Source organism: Cupriavidus sp. 10L43_2 (assembly GCF_056395265.1).
In genome coordinates, this window is sequence record NZ_JBFTJE010000003.1 from 147,067 (window position 1) to 168,864 (window position 21,798).

The following is a 21,798-nucleotide window of genomic DNA, read 5'->3' on the forward strand; positions in this document are numbered from 1 at the left end:
CCGGGCTGCGCCAACGCGGGGCGTTGGGTCACGATCGGCAATTGCCCAGAAAATCAAAGACTTGGATTCTACCATCAGTGCCCGGTGCATCGTGAGTATCGCCAGATGTCATGTCAACGCCGTGTCACATGGTGCGGCGACGATACTGGCCCGACGATGTGCCGGCAGCGGCCCACCTGACCCCGATTCCAGACCATTCATGCCGAATACGCCACAACTTGCGCCCTCCCCGACCGATCTGGCCCGTCGGCGCCTCCTGCGCACATCGAGCCGCTTTCTGGGTCTGGGTGTCGGTTTGAGTGCACTGAGCAGCACATTGATCGCCGCGCCGGCCGTGGTGTCCTCGGCCCGGCCCAGTGCGCCGGCAGGCATTCAGCTGGGCGATCCCTCGGATGACGGCCTCGTGGTCTGGGCCCGCGCCGACCGCCCGGCGCGGATGGTCGTCGAATACAGCACCGACCCGTCGTTCCGCAACGCCGCCCGCCTCTCCGGGCCGCTGGCCAGCGCCGAGACCGACCTCACCGCCCGCACGCTGCTGACCGGCCTGGCGCCGGGCCAGCCGTATTTCGTGCGCGTGGCGTTCGAGACCCCGGGCGAGCGGCGCGGACTGGGTCCGTGGCTGGACGGCAGCTTCCGCCCCCCCTCGCTGGCCGCCGACCGCCCCGTGCGCTTCGTCTGGTCCGGCGATACGGTCGGCCAGGGCTGGGGCATCAATCCGGAACTGGGCGGCATGCGCATCTACGACGCCATGCGCCAGCGCAACCCTGACTTCTTTATTCACAGCGGCGACACGATCTACGCCGACAGCCCCATCCAGGCCGAGCAGAAGGCCGAGGGCGGCCGGATCTGGAAGAACGTCGTCACCGAGGAAGTCAGCAAGGTGGCCGAGACCCTGAAGGAATTCCGGGGCCGCCATCGCTACAACATGCTCGACGAGAACGTGCGCCGCTTCGCCCGGCAGGTGCCGCAGATCTGGCAGTGGGATGACCACGAGGTGACCAACAACTGGTCCGCGTCGAAGGATCTGTCCGGCGATGCGCGCTACACCGAGAAGGACGTCAGCGTGCTGGTGGCGCGCGGCCGGCGTGCCTTCCTCGAGAACGCGCCGATGCGCTGGCACCGCCAGGGGCTGGACGAGCGCGTGCATCGCCGCATCGCCCAGGGCCCCCTGCTCGATGTGTTTGTGCTCGACATGCGCAGCTTCCGGGGCCCGAACGGCTACAACCTCGAAACCGTGGAAGGCAAGGACACGCCTTTCCTCGGCAACGCGCAGCTGGAATGGCTGATGGCGGAACTGGTGGCATCGCGCGCCACGTGGAAGGTGATTGCAGCAGATATGCCGATCGGCCTCGGCGTGCCCGATGGCAAGGATGCACAGGGCCGCGCGCGCTGGGAGGCCATCGCCAATGGCGACGGCCCGGCGCTGGGCCGCGAACTGGAAACCGCGCGGCTGCTGACGCGGATGCGCCAGGCCGGCCTGAAGAACGTGGTGTGGATCACCGCCGACGTGCACTACTGCGCCGCGCACCACTACGCGCCCGAGCGGGCCGTCTACCAGGATTTCGATCCGTTCTGGGAATTCGTGGCGGGGCCGCTCAACGCGGGCAGCTTCGGTCCCAATCCGCTCGACAACACCTTCGGGCCGCGCGTGGTGTTTCAGAAGGCGCCGACCGCGCAGAACCTGTCGCCGCTGGCCGGTTTCCAGTTTTTCGGCGAGATCAATATCGATCCGGCCTCGCGCGCGCTGACCGTGGATCTGCGCGACCTGAACGGCGTGTCGCAGTACGCGCAGACCTTGCAGGCACAGGGCTGAACAACTGGCGGCGCCCCGCTCCCGGAGGGAGAGGGGTTGGAGGATAGGGCCGGAATATCAACGAAGTTCGACATGTTGATCGGCAAAGGTCCGCCCCATCCCCCGCCCCGCTCCGCTCCGGTATAGGCGAGGAACCGCCAAACGGCCGTCTGAATCGACGGCCAGCCTCAGTCGCTCTTGATATTGTTGTCCTTGATCACCTTGCCCCATTTCGCATAGTCGTTGCGCATGCGCGTGGCGAGCTGATCGGGCGGCATGTAGGACGCCACCGTGCCGGCGCCCAGCATCTTCTGCTGGACGGTCGGATCGGCCAGCGCAGCCTTCAGTTCAGCGGAGAGCTTGGCGACGATCTCCTTCGGCGTGCCGGCCGGCACCAGCAGCCCGCCCCACGACGACGCATCGAAGCCCGGGAAGCCCTGCTCCGCCACCGTCTTCACATCGGGCGTGAAGCTGACGCGCTTGGCCGAGCCCACCGCGATCGGCCGCAGCTTGCCGGCCTTGATGTGCGGCAGCGCCGCGATCATGTCCGCGAACATCATCGGCACCTGGCCGGCCAGCAGGTCGGAAATCGCCGGCGCGCTGCCCTTGTACGGCACGTGCTGGACGTCGAAATGGCCGAGGTTCTTCAGCAGTTCCGTCGACAGATGGCCGAAGCTGCCATTACCGGCGCTGGTGTAGTTGAACTCGCCGGGCTTGCCCTTGACCTTGGCGATGTACTGCTGCAGGTCGGTCACATCGGGCATCGACTGCGGATTGACCACCATTACGATCGGCAGCTCATAGGCCGCGCCCACCGGCGTGAGGTCCTTGAACAGGTCGTAGCTCTTGCGCGGGATCAGGTGCGGGGCCAGCAGCGTCGGCGTGGCCAGCATCAGCAGCGTGTAGCCATCAGGCGCGGCCTTGGCCACGGCCTCGGCGCCGATGGTGCCCGAGGCGCCCGGGCGGTTGTCGATCACCACGGTCTGCTTCAGGCTCTCGCCCATCTTCTGGCCGATGATGCGCGCGGCGGTGTCGGTCGGGCCGCCGGCCGGGAACGGCACGATCAGGCGGATCGGCTTGTCCGGGTAGCCCTGCTGGGCCAGCGCGGGCGCGGCGAGCAGCGGCAGCGTGGCGGCGACGGACAGCGCGAGCGCGGAAATCGTAAAACGACGACGTTGGTAATGCACGGTGTTTCCTCCAATGGGCCGGTCGTGGCCGGCTTGCTTCTTCGACTGACTAACTAATAGATACCGCGCGAGATTCAGAGCGTCATCACGCCCGGGCGGAACAGGCGCGGGTCCATCTGGCGCAGGTCATCGGCCACGGCCACGGGGGTGGCGCATTGGTCGAGCACATCGCGCTGCAGGTCCATGCCCGGGGCGATTTCCACCAGCGTCAGGCGCGCTTCGCCATTTGCGTCGGCGCGCATCTCGAACACCGCGCGCTCGGTCACGTACAGCACCGGCACGCCGAGCGAGGCCACGTACGGGCCGTTGAAGCTCAGGTGAGACACCTCGGGCACGATCTTCTTGACGCGGCCTTCGCGCACGATGCGCAGCTGGTCGTCCTCGACGCGGATCTCGAGTCCGCCCGCCGTCAGCGTGCCCATGAAGACCAGCGCGCGGGCGCTCTGGGTGATGTTGATAAAGCCGCCCACGCCCGCGATCAGCGCGCCCTCGCCTTCGCCAAACTTGCTCACGTTGACGTTGCCGTGGCCGTCGAGTTCGGCCAGGCCGAGGATGGCCAGGTCGATGCCGCCGCCCTCGTAGAAATCGAACTGGGCTGGCTGGTCCACCACGGCCTCGGGGTAGGCGGAGGCGCCGAAGCTCAGGCCATCCGCCGGCGTGCCGCCGATGGGGCCCGCCTCCACGGTCAGCGTGAAGCCGCCGAGCCCGGCCTGGTGCGCGAGCGCGCCCACGGCGGCGGGCATGCCCACGCCGAGGTTGACCACGCGCGGCTGGCGGCGCGCGATCTCCATCGCGGCTCGGCGCTGGACGATGGTGCGGGCGTCGAGCGGCGCGGCGGTGGCCGGCAGCGCCTCGGCCTCGCGGGCCGCTTCGGCCGCCGCAGCGGCCTCCCCGCGCCACGGCGTGACATAGGCGGCGTTATAGGTCTCGGCGAACGTCATCTGATGGTGCGCCGGCTCCTCGCTGACCACCACGTAATCGACGAGGATGCCCGGCACGTGAATGGCCTGGAGGTTCTCGTGGTAATCGACGATCGACTCCACCTGCGCGATCACGATGCCGCCCGAGTTGTGCGCGGCCTGCGCCATCGCCAGCAGCTCGTGGTGGAACGCCTCGCGATGCGTGCTCAGGTTGCCGCGCGTGTCCGAGGCGGTGCAGCGGATCAGCGCGCAATGAATCGGAAAACTCGGATAGAACAGGTATTCGTCGCCCCGGAAATCGACCGCTTCGACCCAGTTGGCGCGGCCTGCCGCGATGGCGTCGTGCGCGCGCTGGTTGATGGCGCCGCCGTGGTAGCGCGCGTCCTGCGCGGTGCGCGGATCGACGAACGTATGCAGGCCGACCTTCGTCATCACGCCCGGCTTGCCGCCGGCGATGGCCCGATACAAGTGGGTCAGCACGCCCTGCGGCAGGTTGAAGCCCTCGCAGTCCTCGTTCATGGCAAGCGTGGCCAGCCGCGTGGCCGAGCGCCAGTGACCGCCGACGATGGTCCGGGTCATGCCGGCATTGCCGAAGTGATTCACCCCGCGCGCGCCGCGGTCGCCCTGGCCGGCCGAATAGACCAGCGTCAGGTCTCGCGGCAGGCCGTCCTGCAGGAAGCGCGACTCCAGCGCCTCGGTCACGCCCTCGGCATGCCCAGCGCCCACGAAGCCTGCGCTGGCCACGGTCCAGCCGCTCTGGACAAGCTCGGCCGCCTGCCGGGTGGTGATCACCTTCATTGCTGTCTCCTGGTTCTTCTTGTGTCGTGGTTTCTACTGACCCACGATTCCCGAACAAATGTTCGCAAAACGCCTATCATACGGATCGGACGCCCGGACGCAAGTGTGCGCCGCATCCCGACAAACCCTGACTTTCCCCTTCATCTGGCCCTTTATCGGCCCTTCCCGACCCTCGCATGACGCGCTCCGACGCCACCGCTGCCAACGACGTTCCCCACGACGCCCCGAAAAAGGACGAGCTGCTCGATTCGCTCACCAAGGGGCTGGCGCTGCTGCGCCTGTACGCGAGCGGCGTGGAACGGCTGACCATGCAGGAAGTGGCCGAGCAACTTGACGTGACCCGCGCCGCCGCGCGCCGGCTGCTGCTGACGCTCGAGCACAACGGCTACCTGGCGCAGGACGGCCGTTACTTTGCGCTGACGCCCAAGGTGATGGACCTCGGCTATGCCTACTTTGCCTCGATGAACCTGCCGCAACTGGCCCGGCCCTATTTGCAGGCGCTCTGTGCCGAGGCGGGCGAAAGCTGCTCGATCGGCATGTTCGACCGCGACTCGGTGGTGCTGGTGGCGCGCGAGGAGCCGAGCCAGATGCTGCGCGTGGACATGGCCATCGGCCGCCGCATGCCCGCCTACGCCCACTCGCTGGGCCGCGTGCTGCTGGCGGGGCTGGACGACGCGGCGCTGGTGACCTATCTGGAATCCGCCGAACTGCGCAAGCTGACGCCGTTCACGATCGACTCGCGGGCGGCGCTGGCGCGCAAGCTCGAACAAGTTCGAGCGGATGGCTTCTGCACGCTGATCAGTGAACTGGTCGATGGCTTCGCCGGGATCTCCGTGCCGCTACGCGACCAGACCGGCAAGACCGTGGCCGGCCTGGGGCTCAGCATGGTGCTGGGCAGCCGCAACCAGGCCTATCTGGAATCGCACTACTTGCCCCCACTGCGCGCGGCGGCGGAGAAGATCGAGGCGATCCTGCGCGCCCGATAGGAAGCATCCGAAACCGGACCCCGGAATGAAAGAGCCCCGCAGGCCGGGGAGGTCGCGGGGCTGAAGTGGTAGCGGGGCAAGGATCCTGTTGCCCCGGGACTATCTTGCGCGAAGGTCCCTCCGCCGACATCACCCATTTGTGGGGAAATTGGTGGGGTATCGCACCTCCGAACGGGCGCACCTTCAGGCGTGTGGCCAATTGCGGAAAACGTCGAATTGCTCTAAGGCGGCGGTGAATGCCGCGAGCGACGGATGTTGCGCCGGCGTCACCCTTCCCGGCAGCAGCGTCTGGGTGAAGGTCCAGACCACAGCGGTGGTCACGTCCGCCTGGGTCAGCGTGCTGGCATCGGCCGGCACGGCGCAGGTTGAAATTTCCTGTTCCAGCAGCGCATAGGCGCGAGCGAGCTGCCCGTCCACGCGGTCCAGCCAGGGCTGGTGCTGCTTCTCGGCCGGGCGCAGGTTGTGCTCGTAGACATCCTGCACGGCCTTTTCGCACGCGGCCAGCGCCAGGCCGATGATGCGCAGCGCCCGCTGGCGCGCGCCCAGCTCAGACGGCATGAGACTGCGCCGTGCCACCGCTTCCGCGTAGTCGATGATCAGCGTGGAATCCATCAGCACGGTGCCGTCGTCGCAGACCAGCGAAGGCGCCTTGACCACCGGATTGATCGCCCGGAACTGCTCGAAGGTGCTGAACACCGATACTGATTCATGCCGGAACGGCACGTCGAGCAAGGCCAGCGAGATGGCCGCGCGCCGCACGTACGGGGAATCGAGCATACCGATCAGTCTCATGTTTCTGCGCTCCGTGGAAGGACAGTCATAGGGAAATTCCGATCCCCATATGATGCGTTGGGCACGTACGGATGCCAACGGTTTTGTGGGGCGCTGCTGAATTCCTGTCGACCTTTGTCGACATTGTCAATCGGGGCTTCAGCGGATCAGGTTGGCGACCGTTAAAGGCGTCATCGTCATCAACCTGGCCGTGCCATGTTCAACAAGCTCTCCATCCGCCTACGTCTCAACGCCGCGCTTGCCCTGCTTGGGACCCTGCTCACAGTCATCGGCATCATCGGCGCGGTGGGCATGCGCGATTCCCGCGCCGATATCCACGAGATCTACACCAACCAGCTGGCCTCCACGGCGCTGGTGGCCAAGTCCCAGCTCAACGCCGCCGTGATCCGCACCACACTGGATCGCGCCGTGTTCCACCCGGATGCCGCCGACGTGCCGGTCACCATCGAGAAGGCGCTGACCTATCGGCAGAAGTCCGAGGCCGCGTGGAGCAAATATCAGGCACTTCCGAAAACGGAAGAGGAAAAGCGCCTGACCGCCGAGGTGGAAGGCAAGCGGGCGACCTTCCTGCGCGATGGCGTGGAGCCCCTGATCGCCGCGCTGCGCGCCAACGACGCCGCCGGCGCCGACAAGGCGGTGATGGTGACGATTCCGCCGCTGTTCGTCGCACTGACCGCCGCCGTGGACGCCCTCGAGCGCAACCAGAGCGACCAGGCCAAGGCGATGTACGAGCACGCCACGGCCCGCGCGCAGCGCTTCCAATGGATGGTGGCCGGTGCCATCGGCCTGGGCATCATCGCCGCACTGGGTTGTGCGGTCGGCCTGCAACGCGCGATCTCGGCGCCGCTGGGCCGCATGCTTGAGAACTTCAGCGAAATTTCTCGGGGCAACCTGACCCAGACCATCCGCGTAACCAGCGAGGACGAGATGGGCGCCCTGACGCGCGGCCTGCAGGAGATGCAGCGCGGCCTGGTAAGCGCCATCCAGACCATGCGTGGCGGCAGCGATGCCATCGCCAGCGCCACGCAGCAGATTGCCGCCGGCAACCTCGACCTCTCGCAACGGACCGAGGAACAGGCGAGCGCGCTCGAGCAGACTGCCGCCAGCATGGAAGAACTGACGTCCATCGTGAAGCAGAACGCGGACAACGCGCGACAGGCCAATGCGCTGGCCACGCAGGCGTCCGACACCGCCTCGCGCGGCGGCGAGGACGTGCGCCGGGTGGTGGACACCATGCGCGATATCCAGCTCGCCTCGCGCAAAATTGGCGATATTACGGGAGTGATCGAAGGCATCGCCTTCCAGACCAACATCCTGGCGCTCAACGCCGCCGTGGAAGCGGCGCGCGCCGGTGAACAGGGCCGCGGCTTCGCCGTCGTGGCGGGCGAGGTGCGCGCGCTGGCGCAGCGCTCGGCTACCGCCGCCAAGGAAATCGTGCAGCTGATTAATGAAACGGTGAGCGAGGTCGAAGCCGGCACACGCCAGGTCGACCAGGCCGGCGCGACGATGAGCGACGTGGTCCAGGCCGTGCGCCGCGTGACGGACATCATGGGCGAGATCAGCGCGGCATCGACCGAACAGAGCGCCGGCATCGAGCAAGTCAGTCTGGCCGTGACCCAGATGGACCAGGTCACGCAGCAAAACGCCGCACTGGTGGAAGAAGCCGCCTCGGCGGCGCAGGCGCTGGAGGAACAGGCCGGGGTGCTGCGCACGACGGTGGCATCGTTCCGGCTGCCGGCCGTGGCGGGTTAAGGGTGGTTTGGCGGCTCGGCGGCGCGCTTTCGTAGTTGTGCGATAGGCGCCGCATTTGCGGCGTGATAGCGTCCGCGTTCTTTCCATTCACACCCAGAGCGCGATGACACTTTCCAGGCCGTTTAGCAATGTGAAGACGCTTCTCCTGATTGCCGCCGCCATAGCGCCAGCCGTGAGTTTTGGCTGCGGGGAGCAGGAGTTTCCGCCGTATGTTTATCCGTCGGTTGTGCCGGGCGGGAAAACGGCGGCCGATTTTGTACCGAACGGATGGAAGGTGCTCGGCACTGCCGAAGGTGACCTCAATCACGACGGGAAGCCTGATTTGGCCATCGTCCTCCAAGGTACCGACAAGGCTTACCAATGGAAGAACGAGGGACTGGGCGAGCCAGAGGTAGACCAAAATCCGCGCATGCTGGTCATCGCCTTGGCGAACCCCGCTGGCGGTTTCCGAAAACTCACGCAGAACAACAACTTCATTCCCGTCCACGATAATCCAATGGCGGACGATCCGTTCGACAGCATCGATATTCAGCGCGGCCTGCTCAATGTCCAGTTCAGGATGTGGATGAGTGCGGGCAGCTGGAGCATGAGCACCACCCAATACAAGTTCCGCTACGAAGACGCGGCCATGCGCCTGATCGGCTATGAGTACTATCACCGCCACCGCGCCTCGGGGGCGGAAGACATCGTTAGCACGAATCTGCTGACAGGCATGCAGCGCGCAATCCGCAGCGATGGGGAATCCCAAAAGCCGAAGGAAACCTGGCAAAAGCTGAAAATCGGCAAAAAATGGACGCTGGATACGCTCCGCAGCGGGCCAACATTTGACGAGACGCCGGTGCCCTCGAACACATAGCGCGCTGCATCCGCAATAAAAAAGGGGTTACGGCATCAACCGTAACCCCTTTTTTACTACCACGTAAGTTGGTGGGCCTCCCGTGAGTCGAACACGGCACCAACGGATTATGAGTCCGCTGCTCTAACCAGGCATGAGCTAGAGGCCCTTGGAGGGCTTAGTTGCCTTCCAGGAAGCTCTTCAGCTTGTCGGAGCGGCTCGGGTGGCGCAGCTTGCGCAGTGCCTTGGCCTCGATCTGGCGAATCCGTTCACGCGTCACGTCGAACTGCTTGCCCACTTCTTCCAGCGTGTGGTCCGTGCTCATTTCGATGCCGAAACGCATCCGCAGCACCTTGGCCTCGCGCGGCGTCAGGCTGTCCAGCACGTCCTTCACCACGTCGCGCATCGAACCATGCAGCGCGGCCTCGGCCGGCGCCAGCGTGTTCGTGTCTTCGATGAAGTCGCCCAGATGCGAGTCGTCGTCGTCACCGATCGGCGTTTCCATGGAGATCGGCTCCTTCGCGATCTTCATGATCTTGCGGATCTTGTCCTCCGGCATCTCCATCTTTTCGGCCAGCGTTGCCGGATCGGGCTCGTTGCCCGTTTCCTGCAGGATCTGACGCGAAATCCGGTTCATCTTGTTGATCGTTTCGATCATGTGCACCGGAATCCGGATCGTGCGTGCCTGATCCGCGATCGAACGCGTAATGGCCTGGCGGATCCACCACGTGGCGTACGTGGAGAACTTGTAGCCGCGACGGTATTCGAACTTGTCCACCGCCTTCATCAGGCCGATGTTGCCTTCCTGGATCAGATCCAGGAACTGCAGGCCACGGTTCGTGTACTTCTTGGCGATCGAGATCACCAGACGCAGGTTGGCCTCGGTCATCTCGCGCTTGGCCTCGCGGGCGCGCTTCTCGCCCTCGGACATCTTGCGGTTGACGTCCTTCAGCTCCTTCAGCGGCAGCACCACGCGCGCCTGCAGGTCGATCAGCTTCTGCTGCAGTTCGTGCACGGCCGGCACGTTACGCTCGACGATCGTGCTGTAGCCCTTGTGGTCGGCCACCACGGTCTCGATCCAGTCCAGGTTCGTCTCGTTGCCCGGGAAGCGGGCGACGAAGTCCGAGCGCGGCATGCCGCACTTGTCCACGACGATGTTCAGGATCGCGCGTTCGAGCTTGCGCACCTCATCCACCTGGCCACGCAGCGTGTCGCACAGGCGCTCCACGTTACGCGCGGTGAAGCGGATGCCCATCAGTTCGGCCTGGATCGCTTCCTGCGCCTTCACGTACGGTTTGGACTTGTAGCCTTCCTTCTCGAAGGCACGGCGCATCTTGTCGAACTGCTCGGCGATCACGCGGAATTTCTCCAGCGCGTTCTGCTTCAGTTCTTCCAGTTGACGTGCGGAAGCCGCGCCGCCAGCAGCGCTGTCGTCCTCGTCTTCCTCGTCGCCGTCGCTTTCCTCGTCGGACTCGACATCTTCCTCCTCGGCTGCCGCTGCGGCCGCAGCCGGGGCTGCTACCGCCACGTCGTCGGCGTTCGGGTCGATCAGGCCATCGACGAACTCGTCGATCTTGATCTCGTCGTTCGCCACGCGCTCGGCGTGCGCCAGGATCTCGGAAATCGTGACCGGGCAGGCCGAGATGGCCATGACCATGTCCTTCAGGCCCGCTTCGATCCGCTTGGCGATCTCGATTTCGCCCTCGCGCGTCAGCAGCTCCACCGTGCCCATTTCGCGCATGTACATGCGGACCGGGTCGGTGGTGCGGCCGAATTCGGAATCGACGGTCGAAAGTGCGGCTTCCGCCTCTTCCTCAGCCTCTTCCTCGCTCGTGGCGGACGGCGCGTTGTCGTTGAGCAGCAGCGTTTCGGCGTCCGGCGCCTGCTCGTAGACGGCGATGCCGATGTCGTTCAGCGTGGCGACCAGCGTGTCGATCGTTTCCGAATCGACCATGTCGTCCGGCAGGTGATCGTTGATTTCCGCGTAGGTCAGGTAGCCGCGCGACTTACCGAGCTTGATCAGCGCCTTGAGCTTCTGGCGGCGGACCTCGAGTTCCTCCTCGGTGCCCTGCTGGGTCGAGGCGAACTCCTTGAGCAGCGCCTTTTCCTTGGCCTTGCGGTCCTTGGCCTTCTGCTTCTCGGTCTTGGGCGCAGCGGTGGCGGCGGGTGCGGCGGCCGCTGGCGCGTCGTTTTCGTAAAACTCTTCAGTCACGTCTTCAGGGGTGCTGTCGTCTTGCTGCATCTCGGCCTTGGGCTTGCGGCCACGCTTCTTGGGCTCCGGCTTGACGGCCGGGGCAGCGGGAGGCTCGGATGCAACGGGTGCGGGAGTCGCGGCACGGGCCTTTGGCGCCACGGCGGCAGCGCCAGTCTTGGCGGCTCCGTTCCGGGTGCTGGCCGTCGTTGCCGCACGCTTGCTCTCGACTTCGGTATTCTGCTGTTTCGCCACGGTGATACTCTTGCCTTTCACGGGTGCAGAAGCGGCATGCATGCCGCTCGTATTGGCGCTATCGCCGCTCTCGCCGCTCTCGCGTGCCGAAGTCGAGGGCTTTGTCTTTTCGGATATGCGATTCCTGGCGGAAGTGGTCCCTGCCGGTGCAGTTGCACCGTGCGCGGGCTTTGCTGGCGCAGACCGGGCTGTTGTCGTCCTGACTGTCGCGGTCGAAGTCTTCGCCGCCGTTGTATTCACGGACGCCTTGCCGCTCCCTGATTGGGGAGCTTTGGAGGGCGCCTTATCGGCTACCCTTTCGGTTGCTTTGGCCTTTGCCATTGGCACGCTCACTTTCGCCAGTACTGGAGAGAGATTTCGCAATCCAAACCGGGCATTGTAGCACGTCACCAACACCCGGCTTCCACTCAGGTAAGGTTTTCACCTGAAAAATCAAGGCTTAAGCACCGGACAAGCGCCAGATATCCCCGTCTGGACACCTACCGTTGTGCACTCAAGCCCCCATTTCACCTTTCCACTGCATCCTGTTCAACACCCTGCCAGCTCAGGCTCCATCGGCCGTGGCGGGCCGCAAGCCAAGCTGGCGGCGCCGCTGCACCTCGGCCACCAGCCAGACCATGCGGGTTTTTTCCGCGTCGCTGGCCCCACCGGCCGAAACTGCCTTTTGGAGCGCTTCCAACTCGCGTTGCAGGGGTTCTGCCAATAATTTGTGGATGGCGCCGTCGAATTCCATCGTCGCCGGCTCTTCCTCGATTTCTTCCTTGAGCACCGCCGTCCGGGCTCCCGCGTAGACCTCGGCATAGGGCGTTTGCGCCAGATGCTCGCTGAATGCCGCGAAGTTCACCGCCCCCTGGAGGCCATCACAGGCATCCACCAAGTGAGCGAGTACTTCGGCCTCCGGCCTTGTACTGTCTAGCAGCAGCGCCCGCGTATCGGCATCGAGACGCCCAGCGAGTGATGGATAGCTCATCAGCAACTGAATCACGCGCTGCTCCAGCCCGGTCGGCGCCTGACGGCGCGCGCGCGGCCTGGGCTGGGCGAAACGCCCCACCCGCGACGAATCGCTGCCCAATCCGCACACGGCCTCGATCTCGGCAGGTGTCGTACCGGTAGCATCGGCAAGTTCGCGCACGATCTGTAGGCGCAATCCGCCGGCCGGCATCGACTGGAGCAGCGGCTTGGCCTCGTACTGGGCACGGGCGCGGCCCTCGGGCTGGCGCAGGTCCTGTTCCTCGGTGACCACCTGGAGCAGGAAGCGCGACAGCGGCATCGCGGTCTGCACTTGCCGGGCGAAGGCATCGGTGCCCTCTTCCCGTACATAGCTGTCAGGATCGTGTTCTGACGGTAAAAACAGGAAACGGATCGTCTTGTTGTCGGCAACGTGCGGCAAACACGCTTCCAACGCCCGCCTCGCCGCGCGCCGGCCCGCAGAGTCGCCATCGAACGAGAACACCACTGCGTCAGTCTGGCGCAACAGCTTCTGCACGTGCACGGTCGTGCACGCGGTGCCAAGCGTGGCCACGGCATTGGCGAAGCCCAACTGGGCCAACGCCACCACATCCATATAGCCTTCCACCACCAACACGTAGCCATTTTCGCGGATGGCGTGCCGGGCCTCGAACAAGCCGTACAGCTCCGTTCCCTTGCTGAAGAGCGGCGTTTCCGGGGAGTTCAGGTATTTTGGCTCACCCTGACCCATCACCCGGCCCCCAAAGCCGATCACATTCCCCTTGGTGTTGCGGATGGGGAACATGATGCGGTCGCGGAAGCGGTCATAGCGGCGCGGCTTGCCGTCGGCATCGCGCTTCTCGCTCGACTCGATCAGCAACCCGCCCTCGACCAACGGGGCAGCCACATTGTCGTCCCGGTAGCTGCCGAAGACGGCTTCCAGGCCCTGCCAGTCGTCCGGCGCGTAGCCCAGGCCAAAATTCGCCGCGATCTCGCCGGTCAGGCCCCGCCCCTTGAGGTACTGGATGGCCTGCGGCGCCCCGCGCAGTTGCTTGCGATAGAACTCGGTGGCGCGCGTCATGGCTTCGGACAACGCCACGGTCTTGGCCTGCTGCTCGGCACGCTGGGCAGGCGGCAGGCGGTCGCGCTCCTCGGGCACCGTCACCCCCACGGACTGCGCCAGCTCGCGCACCGCATCGGGATAGGACTGGCCCGAATACTCCATCAGGAAGCCGATGGCCGAGCCATGTGCGCCGCAGCCAAAGCAGTGATAGAACTGCTTCGTCGGCGACACCGTGAACGACGGGGATTTCTCGTTATGGAACGGGCAGAGGCCCATGAAATTGGCGCCGCCCTTCTTCAGCTGCACATACTTGCCCACCACATCGACAATGTCGACACGGTTGAGCAGGTCCTGAATAAAGGATTGCGGAATCACCCGACTGACCGTCCTGATGGAGGGCGGCCTGCCGCGTTGGCGACCGCTTTTCTGTGAATGCGTGACCGGAACGTCGCCCGGTGGCTATCGAATCATTGTAGTGCAGATGCAACGTGGCGCCCGAAAAACCGGGCTTTCATCGCCAAGCCCCGTCAACCTGACGGAACGCCACGCCAACATCCAGAATTTGCCGATTGCCAGTCGATCACTTGCCCGTCAGCGCCGCCTTGACCAGCGCCGAGACGGCCGTCATGTCGGCGCGGCCTGCCAGGCGCGCCTTGACCAAGCCCATGACCTTGCCCATGTCCTGCGGACCGGCCGCGCCGGACTCGGTCACGGCCTTCTGGACTTCGGCAGCCACTTCGGCCTCGGACAGCTGGGCCGGCATATAGGCGGTCAGCACTTCCACCTCGGCCTTCTCCTTGTCAGCGAGGTCGGTACGGCCGGCCTGCTCGAACTGCGAGATGGAGTCCTTGCGCTGCTTGAGCATCTTGTCCACGACGGCGGTGATGCCGGCGTCATCCAGCTCCACACGATCATCTACCTCGCGCTGCTTGATAGCGGCCATGAGCAGGCGGATGGTGCCGAGCCGCTCGGATTCACGGGCGCGCATGGCGGCCTTCATGTCGTCGTTGATGCGGGCTTTGAGGGACATGGCAGATTTCCGAAAGAATGGATGGACAGCAACCAGGCGCGCGCCAGCGCGGCGTCGCCCGGACCGATAATTGGACCTTAACGCAAAAACCCGCCGGAGCCATGCCCGCAGCGGGTTCGGAGCTGACGCAAGGCGCGATCAGTAGAGCTTCTTGGGCAGCGTCTGGCTGCGGATGCGCTTGTAATGGCGCTTCACCGCGGCGTCCCGCTTACGCTTGCGCTCGGCGGTCGGCTTCTCGTAAAACTCTCGCGCGCGCAGTTCGGTAATCAGCCCGTTCTTCTCGATGGTGCGCTTGAAGCGGCGCATCGCGACTTCGAACGGTTCATTTTCTTTGAGGCGAATCGTCGTCATTTGGCCAAAAAGGAAAGAAGAGACTGCCGGCTGCCAGCCCTTGCCAGCGTGATGGGAGCGCCGATTGTAGCGCAAGGCCTGTGACGCTGCACGCGCATCGGCCCCGCCTGGACGGACCGTGCCGGCTACGCCACAGCGCTCGCGCCACGTGATGCTTCAGCAACTGCTTCGCCGGCCGCGACGGCCGATGCCCAGGCCCACTGGAAGTTGTAGCCGCCCAGCCAGCCGGTCACGTCGACCACCTCGCCGATGAAGTAGAGCCCGTCCACCTCGCGCGCCATCATCGTGGCGGAGGACAGCCCGCGCGTGTCCACGCCGCCGATCGTCACTTCGGCCTTCTTGTAGCCCTCGGTGCCCGAGGGCACCAGTTGCCAGCGGTTCAGCGCGTCGCCAAGCTGGCGCAGCGCCTTGTCCGGCAGGTCCGCCACCGGCTGGGCGCCCGGCAGGCCGGCCGCCGCGCACCATGCGTCGGCCAGCCGCGACGGCAGGCGTTCGCCGAGCAGGTTCGCCAGATGCTTGCGGCTGCCCTTTTTATGTCCGATCAGCCAGTCGGCGGCATCCTCGCCATCGAACAGATCGATCTCGATCGGCGTGCCGGGGCGCCAGAAGCTGGAAATCTGCAGCACGGCCGGGCCGGACAGCCCGCGGTGCGTCCACAGCAGATCTTCCTTGAACGCGCCGGCCGCCTTGCCGCTGCCGGTGCTGATATCGACTTCCATCGACACTCCCGCAAGCGGCACGAAGGGCTGCCACGCCTGACCATCGAACGTAAGCGGCACCAGGGCGGGCCGCGTATCGATCATCTTGAGCCCGAACTGGCGGGCGATGCGATAGCCAAAATCGGTGGCGCCGATCTTCGGGATCGACAAACCACCCGTCGCCACGACCACCGCACCGGCGCGGACCGTGCCCTGCGTGGTCAGCAGCAGATAGTCATCGCCTTCGCGGCGAATCTCATCGATGGTGCAGCCGGTGCGCCAGTGCACGCTGCCCGCGTCACATTCGGCGCGCAGCATCTGGATCACGTCCTCGGCGCTGTTATTACAGAACAGCTGGCCGCGATGTTTCTCATGCCAGCCGATGTCATACCGGCGCATCAGCGCCAGGAAGTCCTGCGGGGTGTAGCGCGCCAGCGCCGACCGGCAGAAATGCGGGTTCGATGACAGGTAATTGGCCGGGCCGGCCTGGAGATTGGTGAAATTGCAGCGGCCACCGCCCGAGATGCGAATTTTCTCAGCGAGCCGCGTCGCGTGGTCGATCAGCACCACACGCGCCCCGCGCTGCCCGGCCACGGCGGCACACATCATGCCGGCCGCACCCGCGCCCAGCACTGCCACGTCGAACCGCTCGGCCTTGCCCTTCATCGCCCCTGTTGTCATACCTGCCTTTCAAGAAGCGTGGATTGTAGCGAAAAGCCGCGCCGGCGCACCGCCTGCCGCTGTGCTACCCTGCTGTCCTTCCCTATTTATGCGCACTTGCCGGCACGATCGACGCCAATTCAGCGTTTATCGCACTGGCCGTTCCTGTTTTCCATGCTCGTCCTCGGTATCGAATCCTCCTGCGATGAAACCGGGCTGGCCCTCTATGACACCGAGGCCGGCCTGCTCGCGCACGCGCTGCATTCGCAGATCGCCATGCACCGCGAATACGGCGGCGTGGTGCCCGAACTGGCCTCGCGCGACCATATCCGCCGCGTGCTGCCCCTGCTGCGCCAGGTGCTGGACGACGCGGGCCGCACGCGCCAGGACATCGACGCCATCGCCTACACCCAGGGGCCGGGGCTCGCCGGCGCGCTGCTGGTGGGGGCTTCCGTCGCCAACGCACTCGGATTCGCGCTGAACGTGCCCATGGTGGGCGTCCATCATCTGGAAGGCCACCTGCTCTCGCCGCTGCTGACCGACGCGCCGCCGCCCTTCCCGTTCATCGCGCTGCTGGTCTCGGGCGGCCATACGCAGTTGATGGAGGTCAAGGGCGTGGGCGACTACACGCTGCTGGGCGAGACCCTCGACGATGCCGCCGGCGAAGCCTTTGACAAGACCGCCAAGCTGCTCGGCCTCGGCTATCCGGGTGGCCCGGAAGTGTCGCGGATGGCCGCGTTCGGCTCGCCGGGCGCGTTCGACCTGCCCCGGCCGATGCTCCATTCGGGCAATCTCGATTTCTCGTTCGCGGGGCTCAAGACCGCCGTATTGACACAAACCCGCAAGCTTTCGAATCCGTGCGAGCAGGATCGTGCCAACCTCGCGCGCGCCTTTGTCGATGCCATTGTCGACGTGCTTTCGGCCAAGTCGTTCGCCGCGCTCAAGCAGACCGGGCACAAGCGCCTGGTGGTGGCCGGCGGCGTGGGCGCCAACCAGCAACTGCGCGAGCGCCTGAACGAGATGGGCCGCCGCCGCAAGGTGGACGTCTACTACCCCGACCTCGCCTTCTGCACCGATAACGGTGCGATGATCGCGTTTGCCGGCGCCATGCGGCTCCAGGCGGCGCCGCAGGTGGCCCGTCACGGCTACGACTACGGCGTCACGCCGCGCTGGGATCTGGCCGACATCCGCCTGCCCGCCTGAGGCCTAAGGTCGAGGGAATCCTCCAGGTCCGATCGGCAGCCGGCTACGGCCAGCACGAAGGTGGCGGAGGTGCTGGCAGGCACGCCGGCGGTGAACCTCCTCTGATCCGCCGTGCAACGAGTAAAAAAGCCACCCGAGGGTGGCTTTTTTCTTGGCGACGACGCGCTCAGGCGGGCTGCCGCTTGTCGTGCTCGATCACGGCGTAGGCGCTGTGATTGTGGATGGACTCGAAATTCTCCGCTTCCAGCGTGTACGCGACGATCCGCGCATCGGCGTTGAGCCGCATCGCGATGTCTCGCACGAGGTCTTCGACGAACTTCGGGTTCTCGTAGGCGCGCTCGGTCACGAACTTCTCGTCCGGGCGCTTGAGCAGACCCCACAGTTCGCACGACGCCTCTTCCTCGGCCATGCGCACCAGCGCTTCCACGGGCAGGTCGCCGACCAGTTCCACGCGCATCGTGATATGCGAGCGCTGGTTGTGCGCGCCGTACTGCGAGATCTTCTTCGAGCACGGGCACAGGCTGGTCACCGGCACCAGCGCGGTCAACCACAGGCGCGATTGGCCGTCGCGGACCTCACCCGTCAGCGTGACCGCGTAGTCCATCAGCGATTCCACGCCGGACACGGGCGCGGTCTTCGAGATGAAATACGGGAACGTGACCTCGATGCGGCCGGCGTCGGCTTCCAGGCGCACCAGCATGTCGTCCAGCAGCGTGCGGAACGCGGCCAGGTCGAGCGGGGCGCGGTGGTCCTCCAGCAGCGCCACGAAGCGCGACATATGCGTGCCCTTCTGGTCCGCCGGCAGGCGTACATCGAGATCGAAGGTGCCCACGGTGGCCACTACGCCGGCCGGGGTCTTCAGCGAGAGCGGATAGCGCACGCCCTTGACGCCCACGCGCTGGATCACGATCTGGCGGGTGTCCACGCTCGACTGCACGTCGGGCATGACGAAGGCGGGATTGATGTCGTTCATCTACGGTTTCCTTTACGGTCGCGGCGGTCATCCCCCGCGCAACGAGTGTGAAAAAAGAAGCCGGCGCGGGATGGGCCGCGCCGGCTTTTACTGCCTGGAACTGCCGTGCGGATCAGGCCACGCGCGGCGTGGCGACCTTGACGGGCGCCTCGGCGATGGCGAAACGCTCGCGCACCGAACGCTCGATGCCGGCGGCGTCGAGGCCGCACTGCGACAGCAGGAACGCCGGATCGCCATGATCGATGAACTTGTCGGGCAGGCCCAGCACCAGCACCGGAATGTCGATGCCAGCCTCGGCCAGCGCCTCCAGGACCGCGCTGCCAGCGCCGCCCATCGTGCTCCCCTCCTCCACAGTCACGAGGTAGTCGTGGTTCGCGGCCAGCGACTTCACCAGCTCCACGTCCAGCGGCTTGACGAAGCGCATGTTGGCCACGGAGGCGTCCAGTGCCTCGGCCGCGCCCAGTGCCGGGTGCAGCATCGAGCCGAACGCCAGGAACGCCACGCGCTGGCCCGCGCGGGCATGGCCCTCGCGGCGCATCTCGCCCTTGCCTACCGGCAGCGCGGTCAGCGCGGCCTCGGTAGCCACGCCGGCGCCGGCGCCGCGCGGATAGCGCACGGCGGTCGGGCAATCCTGCTGGAACGCCGTGGTCAGCAACTGGCGGCACTCGTTCTCATCGGCCGGCGTCATCACCATCATGTTGGGGATGCAGCGCAGGTAGGCGATGTCGTAGGCACCGGCGTGCGTGGCGCCATCGGCGCCCACCAGGCCGGCGCGGTCCAGCGCGAACACCACGGGCAGGTTCTGCAGCGCCACGTCGTGGATCAGCTGGTCATAGCCGCGTTGCAGGAAGGTCGAGTAGATCGCCACGACCGGCTTCAGTCCCTCGCAGGCCAGGCCACCGGCAAAGGTCACCGCGTGCTGCTCGGCGATGCCCACGTCGTAGTAGCGGTCCGGGAAGCGCTTCTCGAACTCGACCATGCCCGAGCCCTCGCGCATGGCCGGCGTCACGCCGATCACACGCTTGTCGGCGGCGGCCATGTCGCACAGCCATTCGCCGAAAACCTGCGTGTAGGTCTTGCGCGACGGCTTGGCAGACGGGCGGATGCCCTCGGCCGGATTGAACTTGCCGGGGCCGTGATACAGGATCGGGTCGGCCTCGGCCAGCTTGTAGCCCTGGCCCTTCTTGGTCACCACGTGCAGGAACTGCGGGCCGTGGCCTTCCAGCGCGCGCTGGCGAATGTTCTGCAGCGTCGGCACCAGCGAGTTCAGGTCGTGACCATCGATTGGGCCGATGTAGTCGAAGCCGAATTCCTCGAACAGCGTGGCCGGCACGACCATGCCCTTGGCATGTTCTTCCAGCCGTTTTGCGAATTCCAGCACCGGCGGGGCCACCGACAGCACGCGCTCGATGCCCTTCTTGGTGGCCGCGTAGAACTGGCCGGAGAGCAGGCGCGCGAGGTGGCGGTTCAGCATGCCCACCGGCGGCGAGATCGACATGTCGTTGTCGTTCAGCACCACCAGCAGCGGCAGGTCCTTGTAGACGCCGGCGTTGTTCATCGCTTCGAAGGCCATGCCGGCGGTCATCGCGCCGTCGCCGATCACGGCGATGCCGACGCGCTTCTCGCCCTTGGTGCGGGCGCCCAGGGCCATGCCCAGCGCGGCCGAGATCGAGGTGGACGAGTGGGCGGTGCCAAAGGTGTCGAACTCGCTCTCCGCGCGGCGCGGGAAGCCCGAGATGCCACCGTACTGGCGCAGCGTGGACATGCGGTCGCGGCGGCCGGTCAGGATCTTGTGGGGGTAGCTCTGATGGCCCACGTCCCAGACCACGCGGTCGGACGGGGTATCGAACACATAGTGGAGCGCAATGGTCAGCTCCACCGTGCCGAGGTTGGACGACAGGTGCCCGCCGGTCTGGGAGACCGATTCCAGCACATAGGCGCGCAGTTCGTCAGCCAGCGTGTCGAGCTGGCGTCGATCCAGCTTGCGCAGGTCTGCGGGTTCGTCGATTTTGTTGAGCAGCGTGTAGGTCATGATGTCCGTTCGGCCGCCGGATTCTCTATGTCCGGCTTGTCAGTTCAATTGGAGCGCAGCACGATCAGGTCGGCCAGTTCGGCCAGCCGGCCTGCCCGGGTGCCGAATCCCGCCAATGCCTCGTGGGCATCGGTGCGCAACTGGGCAGCCAGCGCGCGCGCGGCATCGAGGCCCATCAGCGACACATAGGTCGGCTTGTCATTGGCGGCGTCCTTGCCGGCGGTCTTGCCGAGGGTTGCCGTATCGGCCGTGACGTCCAGAATATCGTCAACCACCTGGAACGCCAATCCCACGGCAGCCGCGTAGCGGTCCAGCGCGGCCAGGCCGGCGGGATCGATACTTCCGCACAACGCTCCCATGCGCACACTCGCGCGCAGCAGGGCGCCGGTCTTCATCCGGTGCATGGCTTCCAGCGCGTCGCGCGACATCGCCAGGCCCACGTTCTGCAGGTCGATGGCCTGCCCGCCGGCCATGCCGACCGAGCCCGAGGCCACGGCCAGCTCGTCCACCAGCTTCAGGCGCGCTTCGGGCGCCAGCGCCGGGGTGCGGGCCAGCAGGATGAACGCCTGGGTCTGCAATGCGTCACCCACGAGCAGCGCGGTGGCCTCGTCATAGGCCTTGTGCACTGTGGGGCGCCCGCGCCGCAGGTCGTCATCGTCCATGCAGGGCATGTCGTCGTGGACCAGCGAGTAAGCGTGGATCATCTCCACCGCGCAGGCCGCCGCGTCACATGCCTCGGGCGTGGCACCGGCCACTTCACCGGCCGCGTGTACCAGCAGCGGGCGTACCCGCTTGCCACCGCCGAGGACAGCATAGCGCATGGCCTCGTGCAAGGTGTGTGGAATTGTGTCCGTGGACGGCAGTGCCGAGTCCAGGGCGGCCTCGGTCCGGGCGCCCTGCGCCCGCATCCAGGTAGCGAAATCGCTCATTCGAAATCTGTGCCGTTGCTGTTGTTATCGGGACGGGACTCGCCAGCCAGCGGCTTCAGCGCGTCGCCTTCCAGTACTTTGACCTGCTGCGCCACCCGCTCCAGGCTCTGCTGGCAGTAGCGCACCAGTTCGGCACCGCGACGGTACGCGGTGAAAGAGGCCTCGAGGGGCAGTTCGCCGCTTTCCATGCTGGCCACTAGGGTTTCCAGCTCCGCCATGGCGGCCTCGTAAGAGGCTGGCTGCGCGCCGGCTGCGGGCGCGTCGTCAGGCTGGACCGGTGTGGTCGTGGGTTTTGGCATGTCGGGCCTTGTTCAGGGGAATTAGGGATTTTACGCCAATCCCGGACTTGGCCGCAGATACGTATCGTCAACGTGGCGTACACGCACGAAATGTTATCTATCGA

Annotated in this window: 18 protein-coding genes and 1 tRNA gene; 6 read left to right on the top strand and 13 right to left on the bottom strand. The window is 65.8% G+C overall.

The genetic code is table 11. From position 1 onward, the window contains the following. Positions 1 to 199: 199 nt before the first annotated feature. On the top strand, positions 200 to 1,813 hold the full coding sequence (locus AC1DEL_RS05445) for an alkaline phosphatase D family protein (protein ID WP_477125483.1): 1,614 nt from the start codon (positions 200 to 202) through the stop codon (positions 1,811 to 1,813). A gap of 167 nt (positions 1,814 to 1,980) precedes the next feature. On the opposite strand, the gene AC1DEL_RS05450 is transcribed toward AC1DEL_RS05445, so the two are convergent. Continuing rightward, positions 1,981 to 2,979: a Bug family tripartite tricarboxylate transporter substrate binding protein gene (locus AC1DEL_RS05450; protein ID WP_441590573.1), complete on the bottom strand. Its 999-nt coding sequence runs from the start codon at positions 2,977 to 2,979 to the stop codon at positions 1,981 to 1,983. A 74-nt stretch (positions 2,980 to 3,053) separates the two neighbouring features. Continuing rightward, positions 3,054 to 4,697 (bottom strand): acyl CoA:acetate/3-ketoacid CoA transferase, encoded by a 1,644-nt coding sequence (locus tag AC1DEL_RS05455; RefSeq protein WP_092290334.1) that lies wholly within the window; start codon positions 4,695 to 4,697, stop codon positions 3,054 to 3,056. Between the two features lie 176 nt (positions 4,698 to 4,873). Here AC1DEL_RS05455 and AC1DEL_RS05460 point away from each other — a divergent pair, with 176 nt between their 5' ends. Then, on the top strand, positions 4,874 to 5,683 hold the full coding sequence (locus tag AC1DEL_RS05460; RefSeq protein WP_441590574.1) for an IclR family transcriptional regulator domain-containing protein: 810 nt from the start codon (positions 4,874 to 4,876) through the stop codon (positions 5,681 to 5,683). Positions 5,684 to 5,866: 183 nt separating this feature from the next. Here the strand turns inward: AC1DEL_RS05460 and AC1DEL_RS05465 are convergent, their stop codons facing one another. After that, on the bottom strand, positions 5,867 to 6,475 hold the full coding sequence (locus tag AC1DEL_RS05465) for a glutathione S-transferase (protein ID WP_441590575.1): 609 nt from the start codon (positions 6,473 to 6,475) through the stop codon (positions 5,867 to 5,869). A gap of 195 nt (positions 6,476 to 6,670) precedes the next feature. On the opposite strand from AC1DEL_RS05465, the gene AC1DEL_RS05470 reads away from it, so the two are divergent. After that, positions 6,671 to 8,227, top strand: coding sequence for a methyl-accepting chemotaxis protein (locus AC1DEL_RS05470; protein ID WP_441590576.1), 1,557 nt, complete (start codon positions 6,671 to 6,673; stop codon positions 8,225 to 8,227). 130 nt (positions 8,228 to 8,357) lie between these two features. Next, positions 8,358 to 9,083: a hypothetical protein gene (locus AC1DEL_RS05475; RefSeq protein WP_477125482.1), complete on the top strand. Its 726-nt coding sequence runs from the start codon at positions 8,358 to 8,360 to the stop codon at positions 9,081 to 9,083. A 69-nt stretch (positions 9,084 to 9,152) separates the two neighbouring features. Here the strand turns inward: AC1DEL_RS05475 and AC1DEL_RS05480 are convergent. Next, positions 9,153 to 9,231 (bottom strand) — tRNA-Ile (locus AC1DEL_RS05480). A gap of 9 nt (positions 9,232 to 9,240) precedes the next feature. Then, positions 9,241 to 11,550, bottom strand: a complete 2,310-nt coding sequence (gene rpoD / locus AC1DEL_RS05485; protein WP_255370670.1) for an RNA polymerase sigma factor RpoD — start codon at positions 11,548 to 11,550, stop codon at positions 9,241 to 9,243. On the opposite strand from rpoD, the gene AC1DEL_RS05490 reads away from it, so the two are divergent. Continuing rightward, complete coding sequence (locus tag AC1DEL_RS05490; RefSeq protein WP_477125481.1) at positions 11,549 to 11,890, top strand: hypothetical protein; 342 nt, start codon at positions 11,549 to 11,551, stop codon at positions 11,888 to 11,890. The genes rpoD and AC1DEL_RS05490 overlap by 2 nt on opposite strands. A 162-nt stretch (positions 11,891 to 12,052) precedes the next feature. On the opposite strand, the gene dnaG is transcribed toward AC1DEL_RS05490, so the two are convergent. From dnaG to AC1DEL_RS05510, 4 genes are all read right to left on the bottom strand, one after another. Beyond that, positions 12,053 to 13,894, bottom strand: a complete 1,842-nt coding sequence (dnaG, locus tag AC1DEL_RS05495) for a DNA primase (protein ID WP_477104869.1) — start codon at positions 13,892 to 13,894, stop codon at positions 12,053 to 12,055. A gap of 205 nt (positions 13,895 to 14,099) precedes the next feature. Next, positions 14,100 to 14,549: a GatB/YqeY domain-containing protein gene (locus AC1DEL_RS05500; RefSeq protein ID WP_092290346.1), complete on the bottom strand. Its 450-nt coding sequence runs from the start codon at positions 14,547 to 14,549 to the stop codon at positions 14,100 to 14,102. 138 nt (positions 14,550 to 14,687) lie between these two features. Then, positions 14,688 to 14,900, bottom strand: coding sequence for a 30S ribosomal protein S21 (gene rpsU, locus AC1DEL_RS05505; protein WP_092290348.1), 213 nt, complete (start codon positions 14,898 to 14,900; stop codon positions 14,688 to 14,690). A gap of 125 nt (positions 14,901 to 15,025) precedes the next feature. Continuing rightward, complete coding sequence (locus tag AC1DEL_RS05510; RefSeq protein WP_441644030.1) at positions 15,026 to 16,279, bottom strand: BaiN/RdsA family NAD(P)/FAD-dependent oxidoreductase; 1,254 nt, start codon at positions 16,277 to 16,279, stop codon at positions 15,026 to 15,028. A gap of 153 nt (positions 16,280 to 16,432) precedes the next feature. Here AC1DEL_RS05510 and tsaD point away from each other — a divergent pair, with 153 nt between their 5' ends. Next, entirely contained in the window at positions 16,433 to 17,461 is a 1,029-nt protein-coding gene (gene tsaD / locus AC1DEL_RS05515) for a tRNA (adenosine(37)-N6)-threonylcarbamoyltransferase complex transferase subunit TsaD (RefSeq protein ID WP_092290352.1), read from the top strand. A 166-nt stretch (positions 17,462 to 17,627) separates the two neighbouring features. Here tsaD and folE2 read toward each other — a convergent pair whose 3' ends face one another. The 4 genes from folE2 to AC1DEL_RS05535 form a co-directional block, all read right to left on the bottom strand. Further along, complete coding sequence (gene folE2, locus AC1DEL_RS05520) at positions 17,628 to 18,434, bottom strand: GTP cyclohydrolase FolE2 (RefSeq protein ID WP_092290354.1); 807 nt, start codon at positions 18,432 to 18,434, stop codon at positions 17,628 to 17,630. A 112-nt stretch (positions 18,435 to 18,546) separates the two neighbouring features. After that, positions 18,547 to 20,466, bottom strand: a complete 1,920-nt coding sequence (dxs, locus tag AC1DEL_RS05525; protein ID WP_092290356.1) for a 1-deoxy-D-xylulose-5-phosphate synthase — start codon at positions 20,464 to 20,466, stop codon at positions 18,547 to 18,549. Between the two features lie 44 nt (positions 20,467 to 20,510). Continuing rightward, on the bottom strand, positions 20,511 to 21,395 hold the full coding sequence (locus tag AC1DEL_RS05530; protein ID WP_092290358.1) for a polyprenyl synthetase family protein: 885 nt from the start codon (positions 21,393 to 21,395) through the stop codon (positions 20,511 to 20,513). Then, positions 21,392 to 21,694 carry an exodeoxyribonuclease VII small subunit gene (locus AC1DEL_RS05535; protein WP_092290360.1) on the bottom strand — a complete coding sequence of 101 codons (303 nt, stop codon included), beginning with the start codon at positions 21,692 to 21,694 and terminating at the stop codon, positions 21,392 to 21,394. Before AC1DEL_RS05535 ends, AC1DEL_RS05530 begins: the two co-directional genes overlap by 4 nt. Positions 21,695 to 21,798: the final 104 nt, after the last annotated feature.

What these genes read in the sequence shown, in the direction of transcription:
- AC1DEL_RS05445 (WP_477125483.1), top strand. Translation starts at nt 200, where the DNA reads ATGCCGAATACGCCACAACTTGCGCCCTCCCCGACCGATCTGGCCCGT.
- AC1DEL_RS05455 (WP_092290334.1), bottom strand. Translation starts at nt 4,697, where the DNA reads ATGAAGGTGATCACCACCCGGCAGGCGGCCGAGCTTGTCCAGAGCGGC.
- AC1DEL_RS05460 (WP_441590574.1), top strand. Translation starts at nt 4,874, where the DNA reads ATGACGCGCTCCGACGCCACCGCTGCCAACGACGTTCCCCACGACGCC.
- AC1DEL_RS05465 (WP_441590575.1), bottom strand. Translation starts at nt 6,475, where the DNA reads ATGAGACTGATCGGTATGCTCGATTCCCCGTACGTGCGGCGCGCGGCC.
- AC1DEL_RS05470 (WP_441590576.1), top strand. Translation starts at nt 6,671, where the DNA reads ATGTTCAACAAGCTCTCCATCCGCCTACGTCTCAACGCCGCGCTTGCC.
- AC1DEL_RS05490 (WP_477125481.1), top strand. Translation starts at nt 11,549, where the DNA reads ATGCCGCTCGTATTGGCGCTATCGCCGCTCTCGCCGCTCTCGCGTGCC.
- rpoD (WP_255370670.1), bottom strand. Translation starts at nt 11,550, where the DNA reads ATGCATGCCGCTTCTGCACCCGTGAAAGGCAAGAGTATCACCGTGGCG.
- AC1DEL_RS05500 (WP_092290346.1), bottom strand. Translation starts at nt 14,549, where the DNA reads ATGTCCCTCAAAGCCCGCATCAACGACGACATGAAGGCCGCCATGCGC.
- rpsU (WP_092290348.1), bottom strand. Translation starts at nt 14,900, where the DNA reads ATGACGACGATTCGCCTCAAAGAAAATGAACCGTTCGAAGTCGCGATG.
- AC1DEL_RS05510 (WP_441644030.1), bottom strand. Translation starts at nt 16,279, where the DNA reads ATGACAACAGGGGCGATGAAGGGCAAGGCCGAGCGGTTCGACGTGGCA.
- tsaD (WP_092290352.1), top strand. Translation starts at nt 16,433, where the DNA reads ATGCTCGTCCTCGGTATCGAATCCTCCTGCGATGAAACCGGGCTGGCC.
- folE2 (WP_092290354.1), bottom strand. Translation starts at nt 18,434, where the DNA reads ATGAACGACATCAATCCCGCCTTCGTCATGCCCGACGTGCAGTCGAGC.
- dxs (WP_092290356.1), bottom strand. Translation starts at nt 20,466, where the DNA reads ATGACCTACACGCTGCTCAACAAAATCGACGAACCCGCAGACCTGCGC.
- AC1DEL_RS05530 (WP_092290358.1), bottom strand. Translation starts at nt 21,395, where the DNA reads ATGAGCGATTTCGCTACCTGGATGCGGGCGCAGGGCGCCCGGACCGAG.
- AC1DEL_RS05535 (WP_092290360.1), bottom strand. Translation starts at nt 21,694, where the DNA reads ATGCCAAAACCCACGACCACACCGGTCCAGCCTGACGACGCGCCCGCA.